This window comes from Paenibacillus sp. FSL R5-0914, from assembly GCF_038004525.1.
GTDB lineage: Bacteria > Bacillota > Bacilli > Paenibacillales > Paenibacillaceae > Paenibacillus_AQ.
On the sequence record NZ_JBBORH010000003.1, the window covers coordinates 527,336 to 548,271 of the forward strand.

The following is a 20,936-nucleotide window of genomic DNA, read 5'->3' on the forward strand; positions in this document are numbered from 1 at the left end:
TCCTTTTAGAGTGTATGGATTTTAGTCATTACGGTCTATGTGTCTAGTTTTTAGACAAAAAAACCGCTGAACCCAAAGGTTACAACGGGTTGTTCTCATATTTGTGCAAAGCTTTCAGAAAATTTCCCTCAATGAGTACACTTAGCTTCTCGATAATGTGATCCGGATGCTCCTTCATCCCATCTCTCATCCACTGAATGACAAGGCCTGTGAAGGCCAGTGTATAGAAGTTAGCAATGAAATGTTTATCTTCGTGGCTAACCTCCATCCCGGCGGACAGTTCGTTTATGACACCCATAATGAGATCATTCGTCACTTCGTATAGATACGCATCCAGATGATTTCTGCCCAGTGAGTTCAAGGTGTTGCAGCAAAAGGTTTTATTTCGTTCGATATAGCAGAAGATTCTATAAAAACCGTCCGTCCACGTACTGTAGCTACGATACTGGGCGATGCTCTCTACAGCCTCAGTCTTATAGATCCAACCGAGTAAATCAAATATATCTTGAAAATGATAATAGAAAGTTTGTCGATTTAGTCCGCAATGGTCCACGAGCTGTTTGACTGTAATTTTATTGAGCGACGTATGTTCCATTAGTTCTTTTAAGGAATGGGACAATGCATTTTTGGTTAGAAAAGAATTGGACAACGATCGATCATCTCCTCCGTTCAAGCTTTCGGCCACTGCTTAACTAGCAGACGAATTCCTTCCGCCAATAAACCGAGTGCAAATCCTCCACATGTAAAAAAGAAAAAAGCAAGGAGTCCCGCGAGATCCTCCCAACCGGACATCTCTCTATAGGTGTAGCTTAGCATAATTACTGAACCGATGATTATTCCTGTTGTAGTGATTAACCAGAGTAGACGAGCTCCGAACCACGCTAAGGCGTTAACGATACCAGATACAACAATGGAAAAGAGTGCGAAGCGCAGCAAGAGTGTGACATCTAATGTATGAGCCATCATAACGAATCTGTGCAGAATGAAAAGCAGCCACAGAAAAACACCATAAACAGCCATCCAGATAAACCAACGGTTACTTTTGGCAGCAGGCAGGAATTTCATTTCTGGCTCACCTCTTTTTCCAAAGTACGAACGGTATGCAGTAGGGATTATACGGAGAAAGATTCCAGTTCTTCTACACTTTGCAGAAGATGATTCAGCAGGTTCGGAATGTCCTCCATCTGCTCCTCCGTGATTTGCCTTTTGAATCGCAGCTCGATGCAGTTGTTGTAGGTTTCACCTTCTTGACCATAAATGAAGCTTAAAGATTGCACGGGCTGGAATTCAGGCCCCCAGATCGCTTTGAGAATACTCTCGATCGCCTGACATTCAGCAGGGATATCTTCGATCTCCATATAAAAACGTAACGAAAGATTGCAACCGGGATCCGTGTTAGGCACTTCCAATATTTCATCGCTAAGATCTTTCACAGATGAAGTAAGAAAGACTTCGGCGGTTACGCTCCTGCCAGCCGTCAATTGGAAGGAAAGGCTGAATTCTCTGGACATCGATGCCATATTCAGAAGGTCGGAACGATCCGTAACTACTAGAATTCCGTCCAAATTATCGTAATCGTAGATTTGGTTCTCAAAAGCAATTTTAATATTATCGAAGACAGTAGGATGGAACAATAATGGCACCTTCTTTTGTTTATTAGTATTGTAACATGATCTAAATAGAAGTGAAAAAGATGCCCAGGGACCATATGGACCGGGCATCTTTCGCTTGTTACTCCATGACCTTGAACATGCCCGTCATACCCGGGGCATGATTCTGAAAGCCGTATCGTTCGTAAAAGGTATCATTCCCATGTGATGCGAAAAGTCCGACGAACGCGCCAGAAAAACAATGAGATCGAATATAGTGTATTAACTGCTCAATAATGACATTACCAATGCCTTGGCCCTGAAATTCGGGAAGCACGGCTACGTCCTGAATATAGAAATACATATGACCATCGCCGACGATCCGCCCCATACCGATAACCTTGTCTTCCTGTACAACGACCATACCATACACCGAATGAGCCAGAGAGGCTGCGGTCATTTCCGTATTCACGTTCCCCCAACCGACAGCTTCCCATAAGGAGGCATGCTCCTCAGTCGTGGGTAAACGTTCAATACATTCATAATGATGTGCTGTTGTCATAGCTAATCACTCATTCTTTGTTAAGTTATTGTAGCGATTGTAGTGTAGTAAGCTCCACTGTAATCAGCCCCCTTAGGATGAATGGGTATTCACTGTGATCTTGTTAGTTCGTAGGTGCAGGTGCGGTATATTTCAGGAATGTCTTCGGAATCGGGCTTTCGAAGGTCATTAACTCTCCTGTAGTAGGATGAATAAAAGAAAGTACACGAGCATGCAGACCGAGACGGCCTACCGTTTTGGTCTCTGCACCATACTTCTTGTCTCCTGCGATCGGATGGCCGATATCTGCCATATGAACACGAATCTGATTTTTGCGTCCAGTTTCAAGCTTTACCTCAAGCAACGAGAAGTGGCGGTTCGCCTGAATGAGCTTATAATGTGTGATCGCATGTAGACCATCGCCTTCATGAGGACTGGAGTACATTTTCAGGGTAGAGGTTTCTTTTAGCCAAGAGCTCACTGTACCTTCAGGTCTTTTAACGGCGCCTTCAACTAGAGCTACGTAAGAACGTTCTTTCACGGTATCCTTCCACGTAGTTTGCAGTGCTTGCTGGATCCGTTCGCTTTTGGCAAACATCATTACCCCAGACGTATCGCGGTCCAAGCGGTGCACGACAAAAATTCGATTCTTAGGATTGCTGATGCGGACATGCTCCATAAGCTGGCGGTAAGCTGTTAATTCATTTTCTTCCGCAGTGGCAATCGACAGCAGTCCAGCATCCTTCTGAATAATGATTAGATCATCATCTTCATGGACGATGGTGAGTCCGATCATTTCCGCTACTTGTACAGGCTTCTCTTGATCAATCGTCACAGTTTGACCCGGATGCAATTGAAAATTATGCTGTGTGACTACTTTGCCATTCACTGCTACTTGTCCACGCGAGAGGATAGATTTAATAGCATTTCGTCCACGGCCTGTGATATGGATGAGTAAGAAGGGTAACAGCTCAGAAGGTTCATTTACTGTAAAAGACTTGGGCGCTGCGGGTGCTTTAGCTTTATGATTAAGCTTGCCATTTGGCTTGCTGTGGGAACGAGTACCTCTTTTGGCTGTTTCTTTAGGATTTCTTCTTGTGTTCATGACTGCATTCTCCGTCCTTTAATATTGTACTCCTCAATATACCATGGGCGGTTAAGAAATACTATGTGAAGGGCAGCAAGAAACGAATTCGATTTATAGATAGAATAGCTGAGCTAGTCCTATCACCAGGAATAAGCTGAAATATATCCAACCGATCACATTAGCGTATTTCTTTTCCCGGTGCATGGCATTGACTGCATATATTTTAGTATCCACAGTAAGCAACAGAACACTGGAGATCAGCAGCGCAACAATTACGTAGGTTAGCTGGTGATAGAGCATAGTAGAGCCTCCTATAAACGTCATTTAATTTTGTTTAAGACCTACTCTGTCGATGTGAGTTTTCAACTTAACTTCAATACTGAGATTGGAATACTGCTGCTCCCAGTCATGTTTGTCACGAACATGGGCTTTCCAGTAGGAGGGAGCATATGCACGAATATATTCACCCATGCCAAAGACATCGGAATGCGCTTCCTGAGTTTCTTTGATAAGGTGGTTAAAAATACCGATCACTCTCTTTTGAAAGATATCTTCAATCTTTTCTAAAGAACGACTGGAAGCAATACTGATATCATTGCGTAAATGCTCGTCCAGATCCGCTTCTAAAGAAAGATTATAGGTGATATGAGGTTTGCCCTCTTTGAATTGAACTTTCACCCTCGTGAACCGGTCGTTGACCTTGAGCATCACCGGACCGAATTCATCAGCATAAAAAAGATCGGAGTATCCCCCCGGATTAATGCCCTTCATGGACATATATGCGCCAATCTCAATCGGAATCGTCGAACCGACCATCACTCCACCACTAAAGTAAGCTAGGCCTTTAATCATGATATTGTCTTCCTGATGTAATGAGACGTAAGGCAGATAACCACTTTCGCCCCATTTGGAATTTGCTGACCAGAATACACCTATATAATCAGCGGGAAATTTCCCCGATGTCACTGCTTTTTCCATGGTGGAGAGGATGTAAAGAGTCGGCACTCGCTGCAGCGGAGGATTAATATTCATGAATTTGGCAGCTTCCCCTTCGGATACTAGCAGCCAGGTCCGGCGACGAACTTCTGGATTGCGACGTAAATAATCATTTAAGTCATCCATGTTTTTTCTTGCAATATCCTCACTAATAATAATCACTCGTAAATGAATTAGATAACGTGGATCAGAAATTTGCTGCTGTAAATTGTTCATGGCGTCATCTAATGTGTACCCGTATACTTCTACGACCCATACTGGATTTTGATTCCCGCCTCCGCCTTCACCCCCACTGCCTGGTCCGAGTGGAACTCTTCCCGGAACCGCAATTTGGGCGGTTACACGAATTTGGGGTAGGTTAATATTTGCGCTTTTAAGATGAGTGGTTTGGTCATCATTTGTTTTGCTGTCTGGAGGGACGGAATCAATGGATAACCCTAGCACCAATGCACGATCTTCAATTTCGAGCTGGTCCCAGCAACCTGCGAGCAATCCAGACAGGAGTGAGAGAATAAAAATAAGAACTACACGCTTATAAATTTTTTCATTCATGAGAAATGGCCCCTTTATTTCGGATTAAAGAGACTAACCATAATAAAAGAGGATAGAAGGTCAAAAAAATCAAACCGATTATCGCTGTAATGCTAGCAAATGAATAGACCTGAAATATGTTTCTCGGCAAAAGTGAAAAAGTGAAGATAAGTGGAAGTAAGAAACTGGATATTAGGCGGTGATCCTTGTGCCGCAGCACTTGTTGCAGAGAGTATGCGGCTAAGTAGTAGTTCGTAAAAATGGTAGTGAATATAGAAATCACCCAAATTATTATAAAAAGAGCATCAAACCGTTCTAATAGTCCTGCGCCGATGGATATGGAGCGAGCTGCTTCTAGGGTTGGATAGGACAGTAATTTGGTTTCCTGAGCTCCAAACATGCCTAGAGTGACCCACACGATCATTACATAAATGAATCCAATGATACCAAGCGCAACAGTGCCTGCTTTAAGGATCTGTTGAGGTTTTTTCATTAGAGGAACCAGCAGGATGATGACAAATGTGCCTTGATAAAGGCCAGCGGACGTAATCGTTCCTTTGGAAAAGCTTGAAAAGGTGGTGTGATTTCCGGTGAGGGGTAGCAAGTTCAGAACATCAACATTTCTCATAGCTACCAATATAATTGCGATAGCGGATAATAGAATAAAGGGTAAATAAAAAACATGTACATAAGTGAATTTTACAATATTTCTACGGATTGATAAGGCAACCAGTAGGAGCATTAAGAGAATTACTGCTTCGATTGGTGTCTTTTTAAAGACAACCGCAACACATACTTCTCCGAATTGGCGCATGGTGATCCCGGCAGAGAAAGCAAAAAACAAAAAAATAAGCATGGAGAAAATGTCCGCGAGCCAAGTTCCGAGAAGGCGGCGGCTGAATACGAACAACGTTTCGTTAGGGAATTTTCGGCAGACAACCGCTGTAAACCAGCAACCCAAAAAAGCAACAGGTACGCCAGAAGCAGTTACGAGCGGTGCACCACTGTCTCCGGCTTCAGCCATATAACGAGGAATACTTAAGATTCCTATTCCTATAATCGTACTGATGATTACAGCCATGACTTGGATCGTTGTTATGGGGCGGTTACTATTCATCAGCTTCACTTTTCTCCTTAAAAATCAGATCGGTATGCATTTTGGGGATATCCTTCGCAAGAAGGTCAGGATCAGGTGTATTGAGAAAGCTTGGGCGACTTCGCATCCACCATAAAGGTACCCGAACGATACTATCCTTGAGGTCCTTCCAAATCGTAGGCACAAAGGGTGTCATGTAGGGAACGCCAAAGGATTCCAGGAATAATAAGTGGTTAACAATAACAATAGTGCCAAGCATTACTCCGTACAGGCCAAAGCAGCCTGCCAATATGATCAATGGAAATCTAAGCATTCTTGAAGAGATAGCAGCATTGTAAGCGGGTGTGGCAAAAGACCCTATGGTCGTTATAGCAACAACAACTACGGTAGTGGGACTCGCCAGACCTGCTGCTACGGCTGCCTGACCAATGACAAGCACACCTACAATAGAAAGAGCCCCGCCAATCATTTGCGGTAGGCGAATGGTTGCTTCGCGCAGCACCTCCATGAAGACTTCCATAATCAGAACTTCCAATACGGCTGGAAAGGGTACGCCAGCTCTTGCACCAGTTATTGCTACGGCGAACTCTGTCGGCAATAGCTCAGGATTGAAAGAGATAATGGATACATATAAGGCTGGGAAGAAAAGGGAAAATAATAATGCGATCAGGCGGATCATTCTTAGGAGGCTTCCTACAACAAAACGTTCTGTATAGTCATCCATCGTCTGAAAGAACTGATTGAAAAGCGCCGGGACGATGAGGCAGAATGGTGAGCCATCTACAAGGATGATGACTCGTCCTTCTAATAAAGAGGCTATAGATTTATCCGGACGTTCGGTTGGCTGAACCTGTGGAAACGGGGAAAGGGGATGATCCTCTATGAATTGCTCGATATACCCCGCATCAAGGATGCCGTCTACATTTATTGCTGATAATCGCCTCATCACCTTTTGAACTAGCCCTGGATCGGCTATTCCTTCGATATAACAAACAGATACTTTTGAGCGCGTCCGTACGCCAAGAGGGGCAGTTACTACACGAAAATCCGGTGTTTGTAGTCGATAGCGAAGCAAAGAGATATTGGATTCTAAATTCTCTATAAACCCATCACGCGAACCGCGTATGACTTGTTCAGTTTGAGGTTGCTCAATGCTACGATGCTCAATTTTACGCAGATTGAAGTAAAGTGCCTGATCCATTCCATCTATGATTAGAACTACATTTCCCTCCAGCAAGATAGAGGCTAGAGTATTTAGATCCTTAGTACGGTTACCTTGTGTTACTTGTACCGTCATACTCCAGATGTAATCAGGTAAATCCTTTAGATCTTTTGGAATTTCTGAGAGATCAGAGGAAACATTCATTAATGGCTTTAAAACATAGTTCTGAATTTGATTCTGGTCCACCACAGAAGAAAAAAAGATAATAGCCGCATCATGTCTACCGTACACCTTGAAGTTACGGACTATAAGATCGCTGTCTTCTCCAAAGACTTGTTGAATGAAGCTTATATTGCTCTCCAGGCTGGAATCCAGTGGCTTTACCGGACGATTGTCCTGGGCAGAGGACTCTTTGCGTGCAGGCTTATGTTTAAAAGAGGTATATTTTTGTTTCCAATTTTGCACGGTCGCTCCACCCTTCTATGAAATCTCTCTTCTTAAAGCTTGGCTTAAAAGAAGGCCTTTTATGTAAATATTTCAAAGGAAGAACATGGTGACCATAGTTAAGGAGTGTTGCTCAATACACTTTTGACCGCTAAACTAAAGATAGAAACGCTTAAGGGGTTATGAGAGATATGATGATGCAAGCACCTACTATTGAACAGGCGCAGGCTGAGCTGCAAAAATATTACGGTTATCCGGATTTTCGGGATGGTCAGAAGAAGATTGTTCAGAACTTGCTGGAAGGTCGCGACACACTCGGTATTCTTCCTACGGGAGGTGGGAAATCGATTTGCTATCAAGTTCCCGCACTGCTGCTTCCTGGGCTGACACTGGTGATCTCACCATTGATCTCTCTGATGAAGGATCAGGTCGATGCGTTAACCACGGCAGGTATTCCGGCAGCCTTTATTAATAGCACGTTAAGCGGGAAAGAAGTAAATGAGCGGATTCGGGCTGCCCGTCGCGGAGATTTGAAGCTGCTTTATGTTGCGCCCGAAAGGCTAGAGCTGGACTGGTTCCGTCTGGAGATGGCTGAGCTGGCGATTTCCTGTGTGGCTGTGGATGAGGCGCACTGTGTATCTCAGTGGGGACATGATTTCCGTACAAGTTATTTGTCGGTATCGCCTTTTGTGAACGAGCTGCCAGAACGGCCGATCTTGGCTGCATTTACAGCGACGGCAACACCAGAGGTTATGGAGGATATGGTTCGGCTGCTGCGTCTGCGCGAGCCGGGTATTTTCATGACTGGACTTGGAAGAGATAATCTAGCGATGTCTGTGCTACGTGGAGAGAATAAGCGGGAATTCGTCATGGATTACACCGCAACGCATTCTCATCAGCCGGGTATTGTTTATGCGGCTACACGCAAAGAAGTGGATGATCTATATCAAAGGCTGCAGGCTTCAGGAATAGCGGCAGGCCGCTATCACGCAGGTATGAATGATCAGGAGCGGGCAGATAGCCAGGAAGGCTTCCTATATGACGATATCCGGGTCATGGTGGCCACCAACGCTTTTGGGATGGGGATTGACAAATCCAATGTCCGGTACGTAATTCATTATAATATGCCAAAAAATATGGAAGCTTATGTTCAGGAAGCGGGCCGTGCTGGACGTGACGGGGAGCCGAGTGAATGTATTTTGCTGTTTAGTGCGCAGGATATTATGACGCAAAAGTTCCTGATCGAGCAGAATCCGCAGGATACGGACCGTAAAGCTAACGAATATCGCAAGCTTCAGCAAATGATTGATTATTGTTATACTACCCGCTGCTTGCGCAGTGCCCAGCTGGATTATTTCGGTGAGGAGCATGAGGACAAGTTATGCGGCATTTGCAGCTCATGTACAGATGAACGAGAGCTTGTAGATATGACCGTAGATGCGCAGAAAATATTCTCCTGCATTCACCGTATGCGGGAACGTTATGGAGTTGCGTTGGTGGCTTCTGTGTTGAAAGGCTCTCGCAATCAGAAGGTGATGCAATATGGTTTTGACAAGCTGCCAACGCATGGGGCGATGTCGAGCCGGACAGAGAAGGAGATCTCAGAGAGCATCAATGTACTCATCTCTGAGGGATATCTTGCTTTGTCTGAAGGACAATACCCCGTAGTGCGGCTCCAGCCTTTGGCTGCTGAGGTACTGCGCGGACAGCGTGAGGTCATGCAGCGAGTAGCGCGGCCATCACGAGCAGGTGCGGCATCTGGTACGCGAGTTCGTAGTCGCGGGCATGACCTGTCACCTTCGGCAGTCAATGAGACCGTCTTTGAGCAGCTGCGTCTGATCCGGCGAGAGTTGGCGGGACGTGAGCATGTGCCCTCATATATTATTTTTAATGATGCCACGCTGCGTGAGATGAGTGTGGTTTGCCCGCAGACCGAAGCGGAAATGCTGAGGGTAAAGGGTGTCGGGGAAGTGAAATACCGGAAGTATGGTAAGGCATTCCTAGAGTTTTTTCAAAATGAAATGTAGAAAAGGTCGTGTAGCATTGAAAATCGTTCTGACCACGCTAAACGCAAAATATATCCATACCTCACTGGCGATCCGTTTGCTTAAAGCTTACAGTGAGCATGAATTTAAAGATATTCATTTGGTGGAGTACACCATTAAAGATCCCGTGATGAATATCGTGTCCGACTTGTTTCAGAAACGGCCAGATGTGATTGGCTTCTCCTGTTATATCTGGAATATTGAAGAGACGCTCAAGCTGATCGGAATTCTTAAGCAAGTGATGCCTGAGGTTGCGATTGTTCTCGGAGGACCGGAAGTCTCTTATGAGCCGCTGCATTGGATGAAGAGAGAAGCTGGCGTTGATTTCATCGTCAACGGAGATGGAGAAGAGACATTTCATCATCTGCTGCAGGAGCTGAGAGACGACCGGAAATTTCATTTTGTGTACGGAACTGCTTATCGTAAGGGAGAGGAGATCATTGTAAATCCACCTCGTCCCAAAAGCGATCTAAATACGCTGCCTACACCGCATCGTTTTCCAGAGGATATTCCAGATCTGAGCAAACGTATTGTTTATTTTGAGACAAGCCGTGGGTGCCCGTTTAACTGTCAATTTTGTTTATCCAGTATTGAGGTAGGCGTACGTTACTATGATATTGAACGAGTGAAGTCTGATCTACTCTACTTAATTGAAAATGGTGCCAAAATCATTAAATTCTTGGACCGCACCTTCAATATCAACCGCAACTATGCGATGGAAATGTTTCAATTCCTGATCGATAATCATCAAGGCTGTGTGTTCCAGTTTGAAATCACAGCAGATATCATGCGGCCAGAAGTTCTGGATTTCCTGTCGAACAATGCGCCTCCGGGCATCTTTAGATTTGAGATTGGTGTACAGTCTACAAATGATGAGACGAACGAGCTTGTTAAACGTCGCCAGAATTTCAAGAAGCTGTCTCGTACGGTAATGAAGATTAAGGAAAGTCGCAATATCGATCAGCATCTGGATTTGATCGCGGGGCTTCCGATGGAGGATTACACCACCTTCCGCAAAACCTTTAATGATGTATTCGTTATGGAGCCAGAAGAGCTGCAACTTGGATTCCTCAAAATGCTTCGCGGGACGGGTCTGCGTGCACAGGCGGCAAAATATGAGTATACGTATATGGAACATGCCCCTTACGAAATTCTTAGCAGTCATATGATGACCTTCTCGGATATTATTCGTTTGAAGCGGCTTGAGGATGTGCTGGAGAAATACTGGAACAGCCACCGGATGGACCATACAGCCAAATACTTGATCCGTCACGTGTTTGATTCACCATTTGATTTCTTTCAGGAGTTCGGTGACTACTGGGAGGAGAGAGGCTGGCAAAAGATTGGGCATCAGCTAGAAGATCTCTTTACCCGTTTGCAGTCCTTCTTGATAGATCGTGGGACTCCGTCTATGGATATTATTACTGGGCTAATGAAGCTTGATTATTTCCTAGGACACAAGTATAAGCCTCGCAAAATCTGGTGGGATTTCGTGCTGGATAAGTCGGATTGGTCGAGTTACTTGAGGGATATCGCTGCTAATCCGGGTCAAATCTCTGCGCAATTGGCAGAAGCCGGACTCAGTGAAAGAGAGCTGCAAAAATATACGGTGCTTGAAGTGCTACCGTTCTCGCTTGAAGCGGTGCTGGAATCCATCAGCGGTCTACGGGCGGATGTGGGTTCAGAGGAAGAGGAAGCAGACAATGCTAACGACGGGGCTGTACTTTCTCCTGAGTCATTAATACAGGAAGTTACAGAAAGTAGTTTAGAAGAGTCTGTCCAAACCACAAGCTCTGCTGTAGCTGTAGCTGAATCACCTTCCGTTCGAGAAGGTCGTACACTGCTAATCGTAATGTATCAGCAGAACGAGAGCCAACGCGCTCAGTATTATACGCTGCCTTTGTAATAAGGCGATTGTGTTGGGAGGAAAGACCGTTCCTTTGGGGGCGGTCTTTTTTTGTTACATGCGCAAGCGTCTTCTGAGTCCGCAAGCGCTGTGTTTCAGTTACGCCTAAAGTGGCGCAAGAGGTTGTATTGGTTTCGTTTGCGAACATTCTGCTGAAGCTGGTAAGTTTACGCTCCCCACGTTTTTTTTGATTTTAGAAACTTTCTGCTCAAAGAAGGGGAGCGTCTACAACAAGTGCCAATGTTCTCTAATCAAAAATAAGGGGTGTCCCAACTAGCCATTTCACGGCTTTTGGGGCACCCCTGTTTTGTACTTTTAAGCTGTAGTCGTAACCTCAGAAGGGAGATGCTGTTCTAACCAGTTAAGCACATCGGCTGTAACTTGATCCCGGTTCACCTCATTAAGCATTTCATGCCTGCCACCTGGATAGAGCCGATACTCTACGTCCGATATCCCTCGTTTCTTGTACAGCTCCGCAAGACGAGGAATGCCTTGGCCGCTCATCCCTACAGGATCCTTATCCCCACCAAATATATAAATGGGCTTACTTGTACATAATGTTTTAAGTGATTCCTCGGAATGGATCTCCCTTAGGAGGTGGAAAAAACCACGGAAAAAGCGTGTTGTACAAATGGCTCCGCAGAATGGATCGGCAATGTACTTATCAACTTCCGCATCATCGCTGCTCAGCCAGTCATATGCAGTTCTTACAGGAGAAAAAGCACGGTTGTAACTGCCGAATACTAAGCTGTTCAGTAGTACACTTCGGTGATGTTCACCCTTTAACTTGAGCTGTGCACTAGCCAGAGATTCTCCAAGGCGCAGCATACCGCGAGGACCATTTGTACCGCTTAGGATAAATCCTGCATAGATTTCGTTACCCTCTTCACACATCAGCTTTTGAGCCAGAAAGGAACCCATACTATGAGCGAATAGAAAGATGGGCTTACCTTCATGTTTGGAGAGTGCTTTGGCTGCTACCTGGAGCAGATTGCGCCGCATCCAGTAGAATCCGTCTTCACCAACATCGCCAAGCAGATCAACTTGACCAGCGGTTTTACCATGTCCCCGGTGGTCATTGACATATACTGCATAACCTACTCCGGTTAATGCTTCCGCAAAACGAGCATAGCGGATAGCTGTTTCACACATACCGTGAGAAATTTGCACGATTCCTCTAACTGGCACATCGGATTCAGGTAACCATTCATAGACATGGATATTTACACCTATGGGATCCGTTAGGGTAAAACTATTTTCCTTCATGGTCCATTCCTCCTAAAGGTTCTCGACTTATGGTAAATAAGAGCGAAGCACAGTAGAATGACCTTCGATAGCGTAACGGCCGAGACTGGAAGGAATCAGATAGCATTCTCCTGCAGCATAAGGTTGGGAGCCGCCATCCCAAGTAAGATGTCCGCTGCCTTCACAGATGACTAGAATAGTGAAGCTGTCTTCTGTAGTGGTGAGGTCCCATGAACCATTTACGATTCCTTTTTCTACGATAAAATATGGCGAAGCGGCAAGTTGCAGCCACTCTCCAGGGACTGCGTTATCTGTCTTCATCGAAGTAGCCCCGGCGCCTTCATAAGCTGTAACATTAAGTGAATCTTCAATATGAAGCTCACGTGGTTTTCCGTCCAGGCCTGGACGGTCATAGTCATAAATGCGGTATGTAGTGTCGGAATTTTGCTGGATCTCTGCTACAACGACACCAGCACATAGCGCATGAACGGTTCCGGCGGGAATATAGAAGGAGTCTCCTGCAGAGACAGATACTTCTTGAAGGCTATCCATAACAGTGCCTTTCTCCAGTGCTTCACGCAATGTTTCACGATCCACGCCTTCTTTAAGACCATAGATGATTTTGGCACCTGGCTTAGCGTCTAACACGTACCACATCTCTGTTTTGCCCAGTTCACCTTGTGGCAATCCCTCATAATCATCTGTAGGGTGGACTTGAACGGAAAGATTGTCGTTGCAATCCAGCAATTTGATTAGTAGAGGAAATCTTCCACCCGTTTCTGAAATCCCTTTGCTTCCGAACCATTCATGGCCGAACTGCTCACGAATTTGATCTAAGCCTTGACCGGCTAACTCTCCGTTTACCACCGAAGACGTTCCATTCGCGTGATCGGCGATCATCCAGCCTTCGCCAATATGTCCTTCAGGTAGATCTAAGCCGAATTTCTCCAGCGCGCGGCCTCCCCAGACACGTTCTTTAAACTCCGGTTGAAATTTCAAAGGATATGGTTGAGTCATTGCTACATCTTCCTTCCCAAATATAAAATAGTTTGATGCTTACAGTTTAAGAGGGGATTCCTTTTTCTTTTCGAGCGCAATCATATAAGGTGAATCCGTGCGCTGCAGCTGACGATAAACAATGCTTTGTGCTACCTTTTGGGAAACAGCTGCTGCCCAAGATTCAACGGCAGCGGCTTCTTTATCTCCGCCTGCATGGCCGGGATAAAGAACTGCCGTAATGATCCCACCTGGACGCAGTAACTGGAGAGAAGCTTCCAAGGCTGCAATGGAGCTGTCCGGCTGAGTAATGATGTTCTTGTCGGCATCTCCTGAAGGCAAGTAGCCTAGATTGAACATTACAGCTCCAACGGTGCCATGCCAGTTCGCTGGAACAGCTTCAGCCATTTCGGCGTGACTACGTTCCAGCAAGGTGACGGTGGCGAGCGAGGGAGCTTCCTCTCTTGCAAGCCGCAGGCGCTCTTCAGCCAGCCTCAGCGCTGTAGCTTGAATGTCAAAGCCGTAGACTTCACCGCGAGTTCCGGTTGCTTTGGCTAGAAAAAGCGTATCAGCACCAGTACCTACAGTGGCATCAATCGCACGATCACCTAAAGTTAACCGCTCAGAGATTAATTTATGAGCAAAGCTTAAAACGGACATAAAGCCCATTAGCTCTTCCTCCAATACTTACCCTGCCAAGTATCACGAGCAACTAGCTCATCGTCAATGGCATTTAGCACTTCCCATTTCTTGAGGCTCCATATCGGTCCGATTAAGATATCCCGAGGAGCGTCTCCAGTCAAGCGATGTACAATCATTTCAGGGGGCAAAATTTCGAGTGAATCGGCAATGAGCTTCACATACTCGTCCTGTTCCATGAATCGTAGCAATCCAGCTTCGTATTGCTTCACCATGGGTGTTTTACGCATGAGATGCAGAAGGTGAATCTTAATTCCTTGCACATCCATGCGAGCCACAGCAGATACCGTTTCAAGCATCATTTCATGCGTCTCCTGTGGGAGACCGTGAATGATATGGGTGCAGACACGAATGCCATGACGCCGCAACTTCTCAACAGCATCTACATAACACTGGCTATCGTGAGCCCGGTTAATTAGCTCAGAGGTGGAGTCGTGTATAGTCTGGAGACCCATCTCTACCCACAGATACGTGCGCTCGTTTAGCTCGGCCAAATATTCGACAACATCATCCGGCAAACAGTCAGGCCGTGTAGCAATAGATAGTCCAACGACACCTGGCTGCTGTAAAATCACTTCGAAATATTCTCTAAGCTCTTCGACCGGAGCGTACGTATTCGTATAGGCCTGAAAATATCCAATGTATTTAGCGTTTGGCCATTTTAGATGCTGCTTGTCACGGATATTATTAAATTGGGTGACGAGATCATCTCGGCGACTTCCCGCAAAATCACCAGAACCTCTGGCACTGCAAAAAGTACAACCACCTTTAGCGATGGAACCGTCACGGTTGGGACAGGTAAAGCCTGCATCAAGCATAACTTTGAATACCTTGGTGTTCAAATGTTCACGCATTTCGTAATTCCAGGTATGAAAACGTTTATCTCCCCAAAGCTGCGGAGGAGTAGTGTATTGAAGATTAGACACGAGGAGCTCCTTTCTGAAAATATAAACATAGATAAGTATCCTTATCCTTATATTTTTCTGAGACGGATGGCATCCTTTATAAAAGAACACACAGCCGTTTCTTATAATCCAATACATTGTATCAAAAAACAGAGCTCGGCGTAACATTCACTCCCGGTACTGGCATGAAAAATAGGCCGAAAGTAAGGCGCTTTCAACTTGAAAATGCTTACATAGTATGTTATATTCAGAGTGTGAAATGCTGCTGTGGCTTAAAGAAATTCAGCCAGGAGTTCATAATTTCGTGTCGTCCGATCCATAATAATAACCGTGAGGTGATAGCAATGAATTCTCAAACGGTATATGCTGAGGGTAAAGATTCGATTGAAGTCCACTTAACGCCAGATGAAGCCCTTGCACTAACAGGTGTGGAATTTAACGGCAACCCTAAGATCAAGACAGATGCACAGCGTAAAATTCGCAGCGCATTCGAAAAAAAGACATTTGCCACCAGCTCAAACACAAAGTAGATCCTAATCTACCGGACAAGAATGAGCCTTAATTCCAAATATACACAACGAAGGAATTCCCCTGGATAGCTCATTTAAGAGCTGAGCCAGAGAATTCCTTTTTCTTTTTTACCTCAATCCCTTTACTTTTCGGGACAATTTCGGCACAATATTGCAAGTGACAGTTATCGTATAAGAGATAATCGGAGGAATACCTATGCGTTTACGCGGAAGAAAAGGAATACGTGAAAGTTTGGAAGAACAGACCGATCTAGTCATTCTTGACCCTCGGAGTTATAAAGGTGAGTGGTCCAAGCTGTTCGGGAATGATCATCCGATCCATGTGGAGTTCGGAATGGGCAAGGGACAGTTTATCAGCCAAATGAGCTTCAAATATCCCGATATTAATTTTATCGGCGTTGATATGTATGATGAGCTGATCCGCCGTGCTGGAGATAAGGCTAGAGCAGTATGGGAGCCGGCAGGTCATGAGACGCCGCCCAACCTGAAATTGGCACTCGCCAATATTGATTATGCAGAGGAAGTATTTGCTCCAGGAGAGCTGGAACGAATTTATCTTAACTTCAGTGATCCGTGGCCAAAGAGTAAGCATGCTCGTCGTCGTTTGACACACCCGCGTTTTCTTGACAAATATCGGGGGCTGCTAAGCGACTTAGGTGAAATTCATTTGAAAACAGATTCTCGAAGCCTATTTGAATTCTCATTAAATGCATTTGCGGACTTTGGTCTACAGATGAAAAATATCTCGTTAGACCTACATGCGGACGGCATCATAAATGAGGATCATATTATGACGGAATACGAGACGAAATTTGTCGGACGTGGCGTGAATATCCATCGTTGTGAGGCCATTGTAGGTGCGGAAGCGCTCAAGCAGTATCAAGCTACCCGTTTGGACAAATATCGGTTGTAGTTACAAAGCACTACTCCAAAAGATGTGCTTCAATAATAAAGCGGCAGCCTCCAAGTGGTTTGGAGGCTGCCGCTTTTAAATTAACTATTCCAATAATTCGATAATGCTCTGAGCACATTGCAATGGGTGGTAACGGGCGATTTCCTCAAGATGAAGTTTTCGCTTATTCTGCACATCCTCGTAGTTGTTTAATAGACGTTCCATCCACATTACGACTACGTCTAAAGACTCTATCGGCTCTCCGAAACCTGCTGCGGTAAAATAGCGGCAATTCTCCTCCTCCTGCCCGGGCAGAGGGTTATAGAACAGCATCGGTATTCCTTTAGCAAGCCCTTCACTGCAGGTCATTCCACCCGGCTTCGTGACGAGCAGATCGGACACCTCCATCAGCTTGTCAATCTCACGCGTAAAGCCGATCAAGGATATATTAGGATGATTATAACGTGAGTCTTCTTTCATTTCCTGAAGCAGCTCTTCATTCTTGCCGAGACAGAAAACAATCTGAATCTTCTCTCGCCATTCCGCCAGACAGGCATTTACAACCTGATCGTTCATGATCCCCCAGCCGCCGCCCATGACTAGTACCGTTGGCATATCCTTGAGATTGAATTGCTGTCGAATCTCCTGCTTTCCAGGATGCTGCCAAAAGTTAGGATGTACGGGTATCCCTGTAACCTGAATTTTCGCAGAAGGAATGTTTCGCATACGCAATTTGGATTTAACCTCTGGTGTTGATACCAGATAACGGTCTACCTCTGGACTGATCCAACTGGCATGTGCGTCATAATCCGTTATAACAGTTACGAGTGGCATCTTTAGGGTAGGATCCACTCTCTTAAGACGAGATACTACAGCACCCGGAATGAAGTGTGTGCAGACAATAACGTCAGGTTTCAACTGCATAACAACATTTTTGGTATGCGTATAAAATATACGATGCAGGGCAAGCGTGGTAAGACGATTAAATGATTTCTGGTGACGGTAGACATACCCCATCAGCTTTGGCTGAGTCGTTACCGTCTTACGGTAAGCAGACAGAATAATGGGTGCCATTTTGGGATTAAGGAAATTCCCAAGTTCTAGCACCTTCGTTTGTAAATTAGGTGACAGTTGGCGCAGACTGCTCGACAGCGCATAAGCTGCTTGAGTATGTCCTGCTCCAAAGCCTTCTGAGAGTATTAAAATTCTTTTTTTTTGCAATTTTGATTCACCTATTCTCAAAGGTTTTCCCGGTTTAACCATATATACTTCAGATCCATAAGGCTATAGTGCCCGCTGCAACACTGGTTCCGATCACTAAGCCTGCAAAGACATCAGATGGATAATGTAATCCCAGATAAATGCGTGAAAACCCGACAATACAGGCCAGCGGCAGCAGAATAACGGTCAAGGCAGGAAATGCTACCATATATGGGACCGTTGAAGCAAAGATAGCTGTAGTATGACCAGAAGGAAAAGAATGATCCTTTAATGGATTACGAAATGTGTTCGTATCCGGTAACGCCAGATAAGGCCGCATGCGTGGATACAGTTTTTTAGCGACAGCAACGGGCAAATGGCTAACAGCTAGAGCCGTCATTGCTTGCAGGCTAGCGGTTCTCCAAGGCTGAGGAGCAAATGCCCATATCAGTATGTTGATAACAATTGTGCTTGTAGCTCCACCCAAATGAGTGAGATAGAAGAGCCAAAAGTTCAGAAAACGATTATGCATTCGTCCGTTGATCCACTTAAAAAGGTGCCGCTCCCAGAGATGTAGCTTCATGAATAAATGTCTCATATCTTGTCCCTCCGCCAGTCGGCTACCGATAACAGGTGCTTATGAGCAGTCCGTTCTTTAGCATTAGATCTGTCTTAATCATACTTTTTAAAGGTAGTCCATTTCAAGGAAAAGCTCAGTTTTGCTAGAAATTTGCTAGTTTTGACTTAGAGCCGCTAACGCCGTACAATGATTCAAGCGGACTAAACATGTTTAAAAGGGTAAGAGATAAATAAGGATCCAAATAAATGGAATCCATACAATTCTTTTAAACAACACATATAAAAATTGTGAAGTCTGCCTAGAATAAGAATACTCTTGGTCTATTGTTAAGGGATGCAACAAAAGGGTCAGAAGGAACGTCAAGCAAGCTAGAGAGAAAAAAAAGAACACCGAGAGTGAAAAAAAGGGGGCATCAAAAGGTCATGACAGACGCACTGTTTGTTACGCTCCAAGTGATCTTGGCAGCAATCGCAGTATATCAGTTTACCTTTTCGTTATTTGGTCTGCACAAGAAAAAGACAAAGACAAAGTATAAGCCAGAAAAAACATTTGCAGTACTTGTTGCTGCACATAACGAGGAAGAAGTCGTCGGCGCGTTAATGGAGAACCTGAAGCAGCTTAACTATCCTTCAGAACTGTTTGACGTATTTGTAATTTGTGACAATTGTACAGATGGCACTGCTCGCATCGTTAGAGAGCACGGAATGAACGCTTGTGTCCGTACTAACCCGAATCTACGTGGTAAAGGTTATGCCATTGAATGGATGCTCAAGGAGCTTTGGGGCATGCAGCGTCAATATGACGCAGTTGTAATGTTTGATGCCGATAATCTGGCACATACTGAATTCCTAATGGAGATGAATAATGATCTTTGTTCAGGAGCACGTGTTATTCAAGGTTATATTGACACCAAGAATCCAGAAGATTCCTGGATTACTGCAGCGTATGGTGTGTCGTATTGGTATATTAACCGTTTGTGGCAACTTTCACGCCATAATTTGAATATGGCGAACTTCCTTGGCGGAACAGGAATGTGTTTCGAGACCAATCTCCTTAAAGAGATGGGCTGGGGAGCTACAAGCTTGGTTGAGGATCTGGAGTTTACGATGCGCAGTGCATCTCATGGTGTATATCCTAAGTTCAACTATGACGCAAAGGTATTTGATGAGAAGCCTCTAACTTTCAAGGCCTCTTCAAGACAGCGTCTGCGCTGGATGCAAGGACACTTTACTGTAGCTCGTCGTTATTTTTTTCCATTACTTTGGCAAAGTATTAAAGAACGTAGCCTAACGAAGTTTGACCTTGCGCTTTACGGAGCAAATGTGTACATTGTTTTGCTCACCTTCTTGATGACGGCGGTAATGTGGGTGGATATGGCCCTCTTTAACGGACCGAATATTGCTAATATTTACGGCAGCTTGCCAGTCTGGCTCGGTTTCCTTGCGATCGGTTTGAATCTGGTGACCTTTGGGATTGCGATGGCTTTGGAGAAGGTTAAATTCAAGAAGGTGTACGCTTATCTGGTGTTCTTCCCAATTTACCTGATCTCTTGGTATCCAATTACGTTCTATGCGTTCTTTACGCAGAACAACAAGCAATGGAGCCATACCAAGCATACGCGTGTCGTAAGACTTGAAGAAGTGCAAAGCAAGCAGGTATAAGATATTTAAGAATATTGAATAAAAGAATTGACACTCCGTTTGGAGTGGTGTATAGTATTCAAGTACGCAAATCATAGGGATTGCAAGAAGAAGCACCTGCTTCTCACCTGACTGGCATATTCGCCGGCTGGTTTTGATCTCAATGCTTTATGAATGTTAATGTTCATGAACGTTGATCAAACACGGGGTGTCGGGTGTTACCGGCACCCCTTTTTTATGGAGTAAGGCAGTATAGTTGTTAAAAAGATCCGGAGGTGGAGAGTTATCAGTAAGGAACATATGATCAATGATGAAATTCGGGCCAAAGAGGTACGGTTGGTTGGTGCGGAAGGTGAACAAATCGGAATTAAACCGATCCGCGAAGCGTTGCAAATGGCGATCGATCTTAATCTAGATTTAGTCAATGTAGCACCACAGGCTAAGCCGCCGGTATGCCGCATCATGGATTACGGCAAGTTCCGTTATGAAACGCAGAAGAAAGAGAAGGAAGCCCGTAAGAACCAGAAGGTCGTTGATATCAAGGAAGTCTGGTTCCGTGCTAACATTGAGGAACATGATTATCAAACCAAGTTCCGCAATGTGATCAAGTTCTTGGGTGAAGGCGATAAAGTAAAGTGCTCCGTTCGTTTCCGCGGACGTGAGATTACACATGCGAATATCGGCCAGAAAATCCTCGAGCGTGTTAAGAACGAAGTGGCTGATATATCTGTTGTTGAGCGCCAGCCTAAGCTGGAAGGTCGCAGCATGATTATGATCTTGGCTCCTAAAGCCCAATAAATCTGGAGTCACTTGCTTACATGCAATTTGGCGCCGCATAATATTCAAGGAGGA

21 protein-coding genes are annotated in these 20,936 nt (G+C 44.9%); 6 read left to right on the forward strand and 15 right to left on the reverse strand.

What is annotated here, in order from left to right; genetic code table 11:
* Positions 1–79 precede the first annotated feature (79 nt).
* From MKX60_RS25745 to MKX60_RS25785, 9 genes are all read right to left on the reverse strand, one after another.
* Positions 80–649: a TetR-like C-terminal domain-containing protein gene (locus tag MKX60_RS25745; protein WP_341061378.1), complete on the reverse strand. Its 570-nt coding sequence runs from the start codon at positions 647–649 to the stop codon at positions 80–82.
* A 20-nt stretch (positions 650–669) separates the two neighbouring features.
* On the reverse strand, positions 670–1,065 hold the full coding sequence (locus MKX60_RS25750) for a hypothetical protein (RefSeq protein ID WP_341061380.1): 396 nt from the start codon (positions 1,063–1,065) through the stop codon (positions 670–672).
* Positions 1,066–1,112: 47 nt separating this feature from the next.
* Positions 1,113–1,634 (reverse strand): hypothetical protein, encoded by a 522-nt coding sequence (locus tag MKX60_RS25755; protein WP_076284127.1) that lies wholly within the window; start codon positions 1,632–1,634, stop codon positions 1,113–1,115.
* Positions 1,635–1,731: 97 nt separating this feature from the next.
* The gene (locus MKX60_RS25760; RefSeq protein WP_339269406.1) at positions 1,732–2,151 is read right to left on the reverse strand and encodes a GNAT family N-acetyltransferase; all 420 of its coding nucleotides are present in this window, start codon (positions 2,149–2,151) and stop codon (positions 1,732–1,734) included.
* Positions 2,152–2,254: 103 nt separating this feature from the next.
* Positions 2,255–3,235: an RluA family pseudouridine synthase gene (locus MKX60_RS25765; protein ID WP_341061382.1), complete on the reverse strand. Its 981-nt coding sequence runs from the start codon at positions 3,233–3,235 to the stop codon at positions 2,255–2,257.
* A gap of 93 nt (positions 3,236–3,328) precedes the next feature.
* Positions 3,329–3,517, reverse strand: a complete 189-nt coding sequence (locus tag MKX60_RS25770; RefSeq protein WP_076119977.1) for a CLC_0170 family protein — start codon at positions 3,515–3,517, stop codon at positions 3,329–3,331.
* 24 nt (positions 3,518–3,541) lie between these two features.
* The gene (locus tag MKX60_RS25775) at positions 3,542–4,765 is read right to left on the reverse strand and encodes a Ger(x)C family spore germination protein (protein ID WP_076298242.1); all 1,224 of its coding nucleotides are present in this window, start codon (positions 4,763–4,765) and stop codon (positions 3,542–3,544) included.
* Complete coding sequence (locus MKX60_RS25780) at positions 4,758–5,861, reverse strand: GerAB/ArcD/ProY family transporter (RefSeq protein WP_076284132.1); 1,104 nt, start codon at positions 5,859–5,861, stop codon at positions 4,758–4,760. Before MKX60_RS25780 ends, MKX60_RS25775 begins: the two co-directional genes overlap by 8 nt.
* Complete coding sequence (locus MKX60_RS25785; protein WP_081382713.1) at positions 5,854–7,467, reverse strand: spore germination protein; 1,614 nt, start codon at positions 7,465–7,467, stop codon at positions 5,854–5,856. The genes MKX60_RS25780 and MKX60_RS25785 overlap by 8 nt, the downstream gene beginning before the upstream one ends.
* Before the next feature lie 170 nt (positions 7,468–7,637).
* Between MKX60_RS25785 and recQ the strand changes: the two genes are divergently transcribed.
* Positions 7,638–9,473: a DNA helicase RecQ gene (recQ, locus tag MKX60_RS25790; RefSeq protein WP_076284133.1), complete on the forward strand. Its 1,836-nt coding sequence runs from the start codon at positions 7,638–7,640 to the stop codon at positions 9,471–9,473.
* Between the two features lie 16 nt (positions 9,474–9,489).
* Entirely contained in the window at positions 9,490–11,397 is a 1,908-nt protein-coding gene (locus MKX60_RS25795) for a B12-binding domain-containing radical SAM protein (protein WP_076284164.1), read from the forward strand.
* A gap of 315 nt (positions 11,398–11,712) precedes the next feature.
* On the opposite strand, the gene MKX60_RS25800 is transcribed toward MKX60_RS25795, so the two are convergent.
* Genes MKX60_RS25800 through MKX60_RS25815 form a run of 4 tightly spaced genes read right to left on the reverse strand, consistent with a single transcriptional unit; the run spans position 11,713 to position 15,263 of the window.
* On the reverse strand, positions 11,713–12,663 hold the full coding sequence (locus MKX60_RS25800; protein WP_076298241.1) for an alpha/beta fold hydrolase: 951 nt from the start codon (positions 12,661–12,663) through the stop codon (positions 11,713–11,715).
* Between the two features lie 27 nt (positions 12,664–12,690).
* Positions 12,691–13,659, reverse strand: coding sequence for a type I phosphomannose isomerase catalytic subunit (locus MKX60_RS25805; protein WP_042185697.1), 969 nt, complete (start codon positions 13,657–13,659; stop codon positions 12,691–12,693).
* A 39-nt stretch (positions 13,660–13,698) separates the two neighbouring features.
* Positions 13,699–14,307 (reverse strand): class I SAM-dependent methyltransferase, encoded by a 609-nt coding sequence (locus MKX60_RS25810; protein WP_076298240.1) that lies wholly within the window; start codon positions 14,305–14,307, stop codon positions 13,699–13,701.
* Complete coding sequence (locus MKX60_RS25815; protein WP_076298239.1) at positions 14,307–15,263, reverse strand: TIGR01212 family radical SAM protein; 957 nt, start codon at positions 15,261–15,263, stop codon at positions 14,307–14,309. Before MKX60_RS25815 ends, MKX60_RS25810 begins: the two co-directional genes overlap by 1 nt.
* A 323-nt stretch (positions 15,264–15,586) precedes the next feature.
* Here MKX60_RS25815 and MKX60_RS25820 point away from each other — a divergent pair, with 323 nt between their 5' ends.
* Positions 15,587–15,772 carry a hypothetical protein gene (locus tag MKX60_RS25820; RefSeq protein ID WP_042125061.1) on the forward strand — a complete coding sequence of 62 codons (186 nt, stop codon included), beginning with the start codon at positions 15,587–15,589 and terminating at the stop codon, positions 15,770–15,772.
* A gap of 196 nt (positions 15,773–15,968) precedes the next feature.
* Positions 15,969–16,685, forward strand: a complete 717-nt coding sequence (trmB, locus tag MKX60_RS25825; protein ID WP_036679523.1) for a tRNA (guanosine(46)-N7)-methyltransferase TrmB — start codon at positions 15,969–15,971, stop codon at positions 16,683–16,685.
* 84 nt (positions 16,686–16,769) lie between these two features.
* On the opposite strand, the gene MKX60_RS25830 is transcribed toward trmB, so the two are convergent.
* Complete coding sequence (locus MKX60_RS25830; RefSeq protein ID WP_081382712.1) at positions 16,770–17,885, reverse strand: MGDG synthase family glycosyltransferase; 1,116 nt, start codon at positions 17,883–17,885, stop codon at positions 16,770–16,772.
* Between the two features lie 49 nt (positions 17,886–17,934).
* Complete coding sequence (locus MKX60_RS25835) at positions 17,935–18,462, reverse strand: phosphatase PAP2 family protein (RefSeq protein WP_042185706.1); 528 nt, start codon at positions 18,460–18,462, stop codon at positions 17,935–17,937.
* 404 nt (positions 18,463–18,866) lie between these two features.
* Here MKX60_RS25835 and MKX60_RS25840 point away from each other — a divergent pair, with 404 nt between their 5' ends.
* On the forward strand, positions 18,867–20,105 hold the full coding sequence (locus MKX60_RS25840) for a glycosyltransferase family 2 protein (RefSeq protein WP_042185708.1): 1,239 nt from the start codon (positions 18,867–18,869) through the stop codon (positions 20,103–20,105).
* Positions 20,106–20,384: 279 nt separating this feature from the next.
* On the forward strand, positions 20,385–20,882 hold the full coding sequence (gene infC / locus MKX60_RS25845) for a translation initiation factor IF-3 (RefSeq protein WP_036679510.1): 498 nt from the start codon (positions 20,385–20,387) through the stop codon (positions 20,880–20,882).
* The last annotated feature ends 54 nt before the right edge of the window (positions 20,883–20,936 follow it).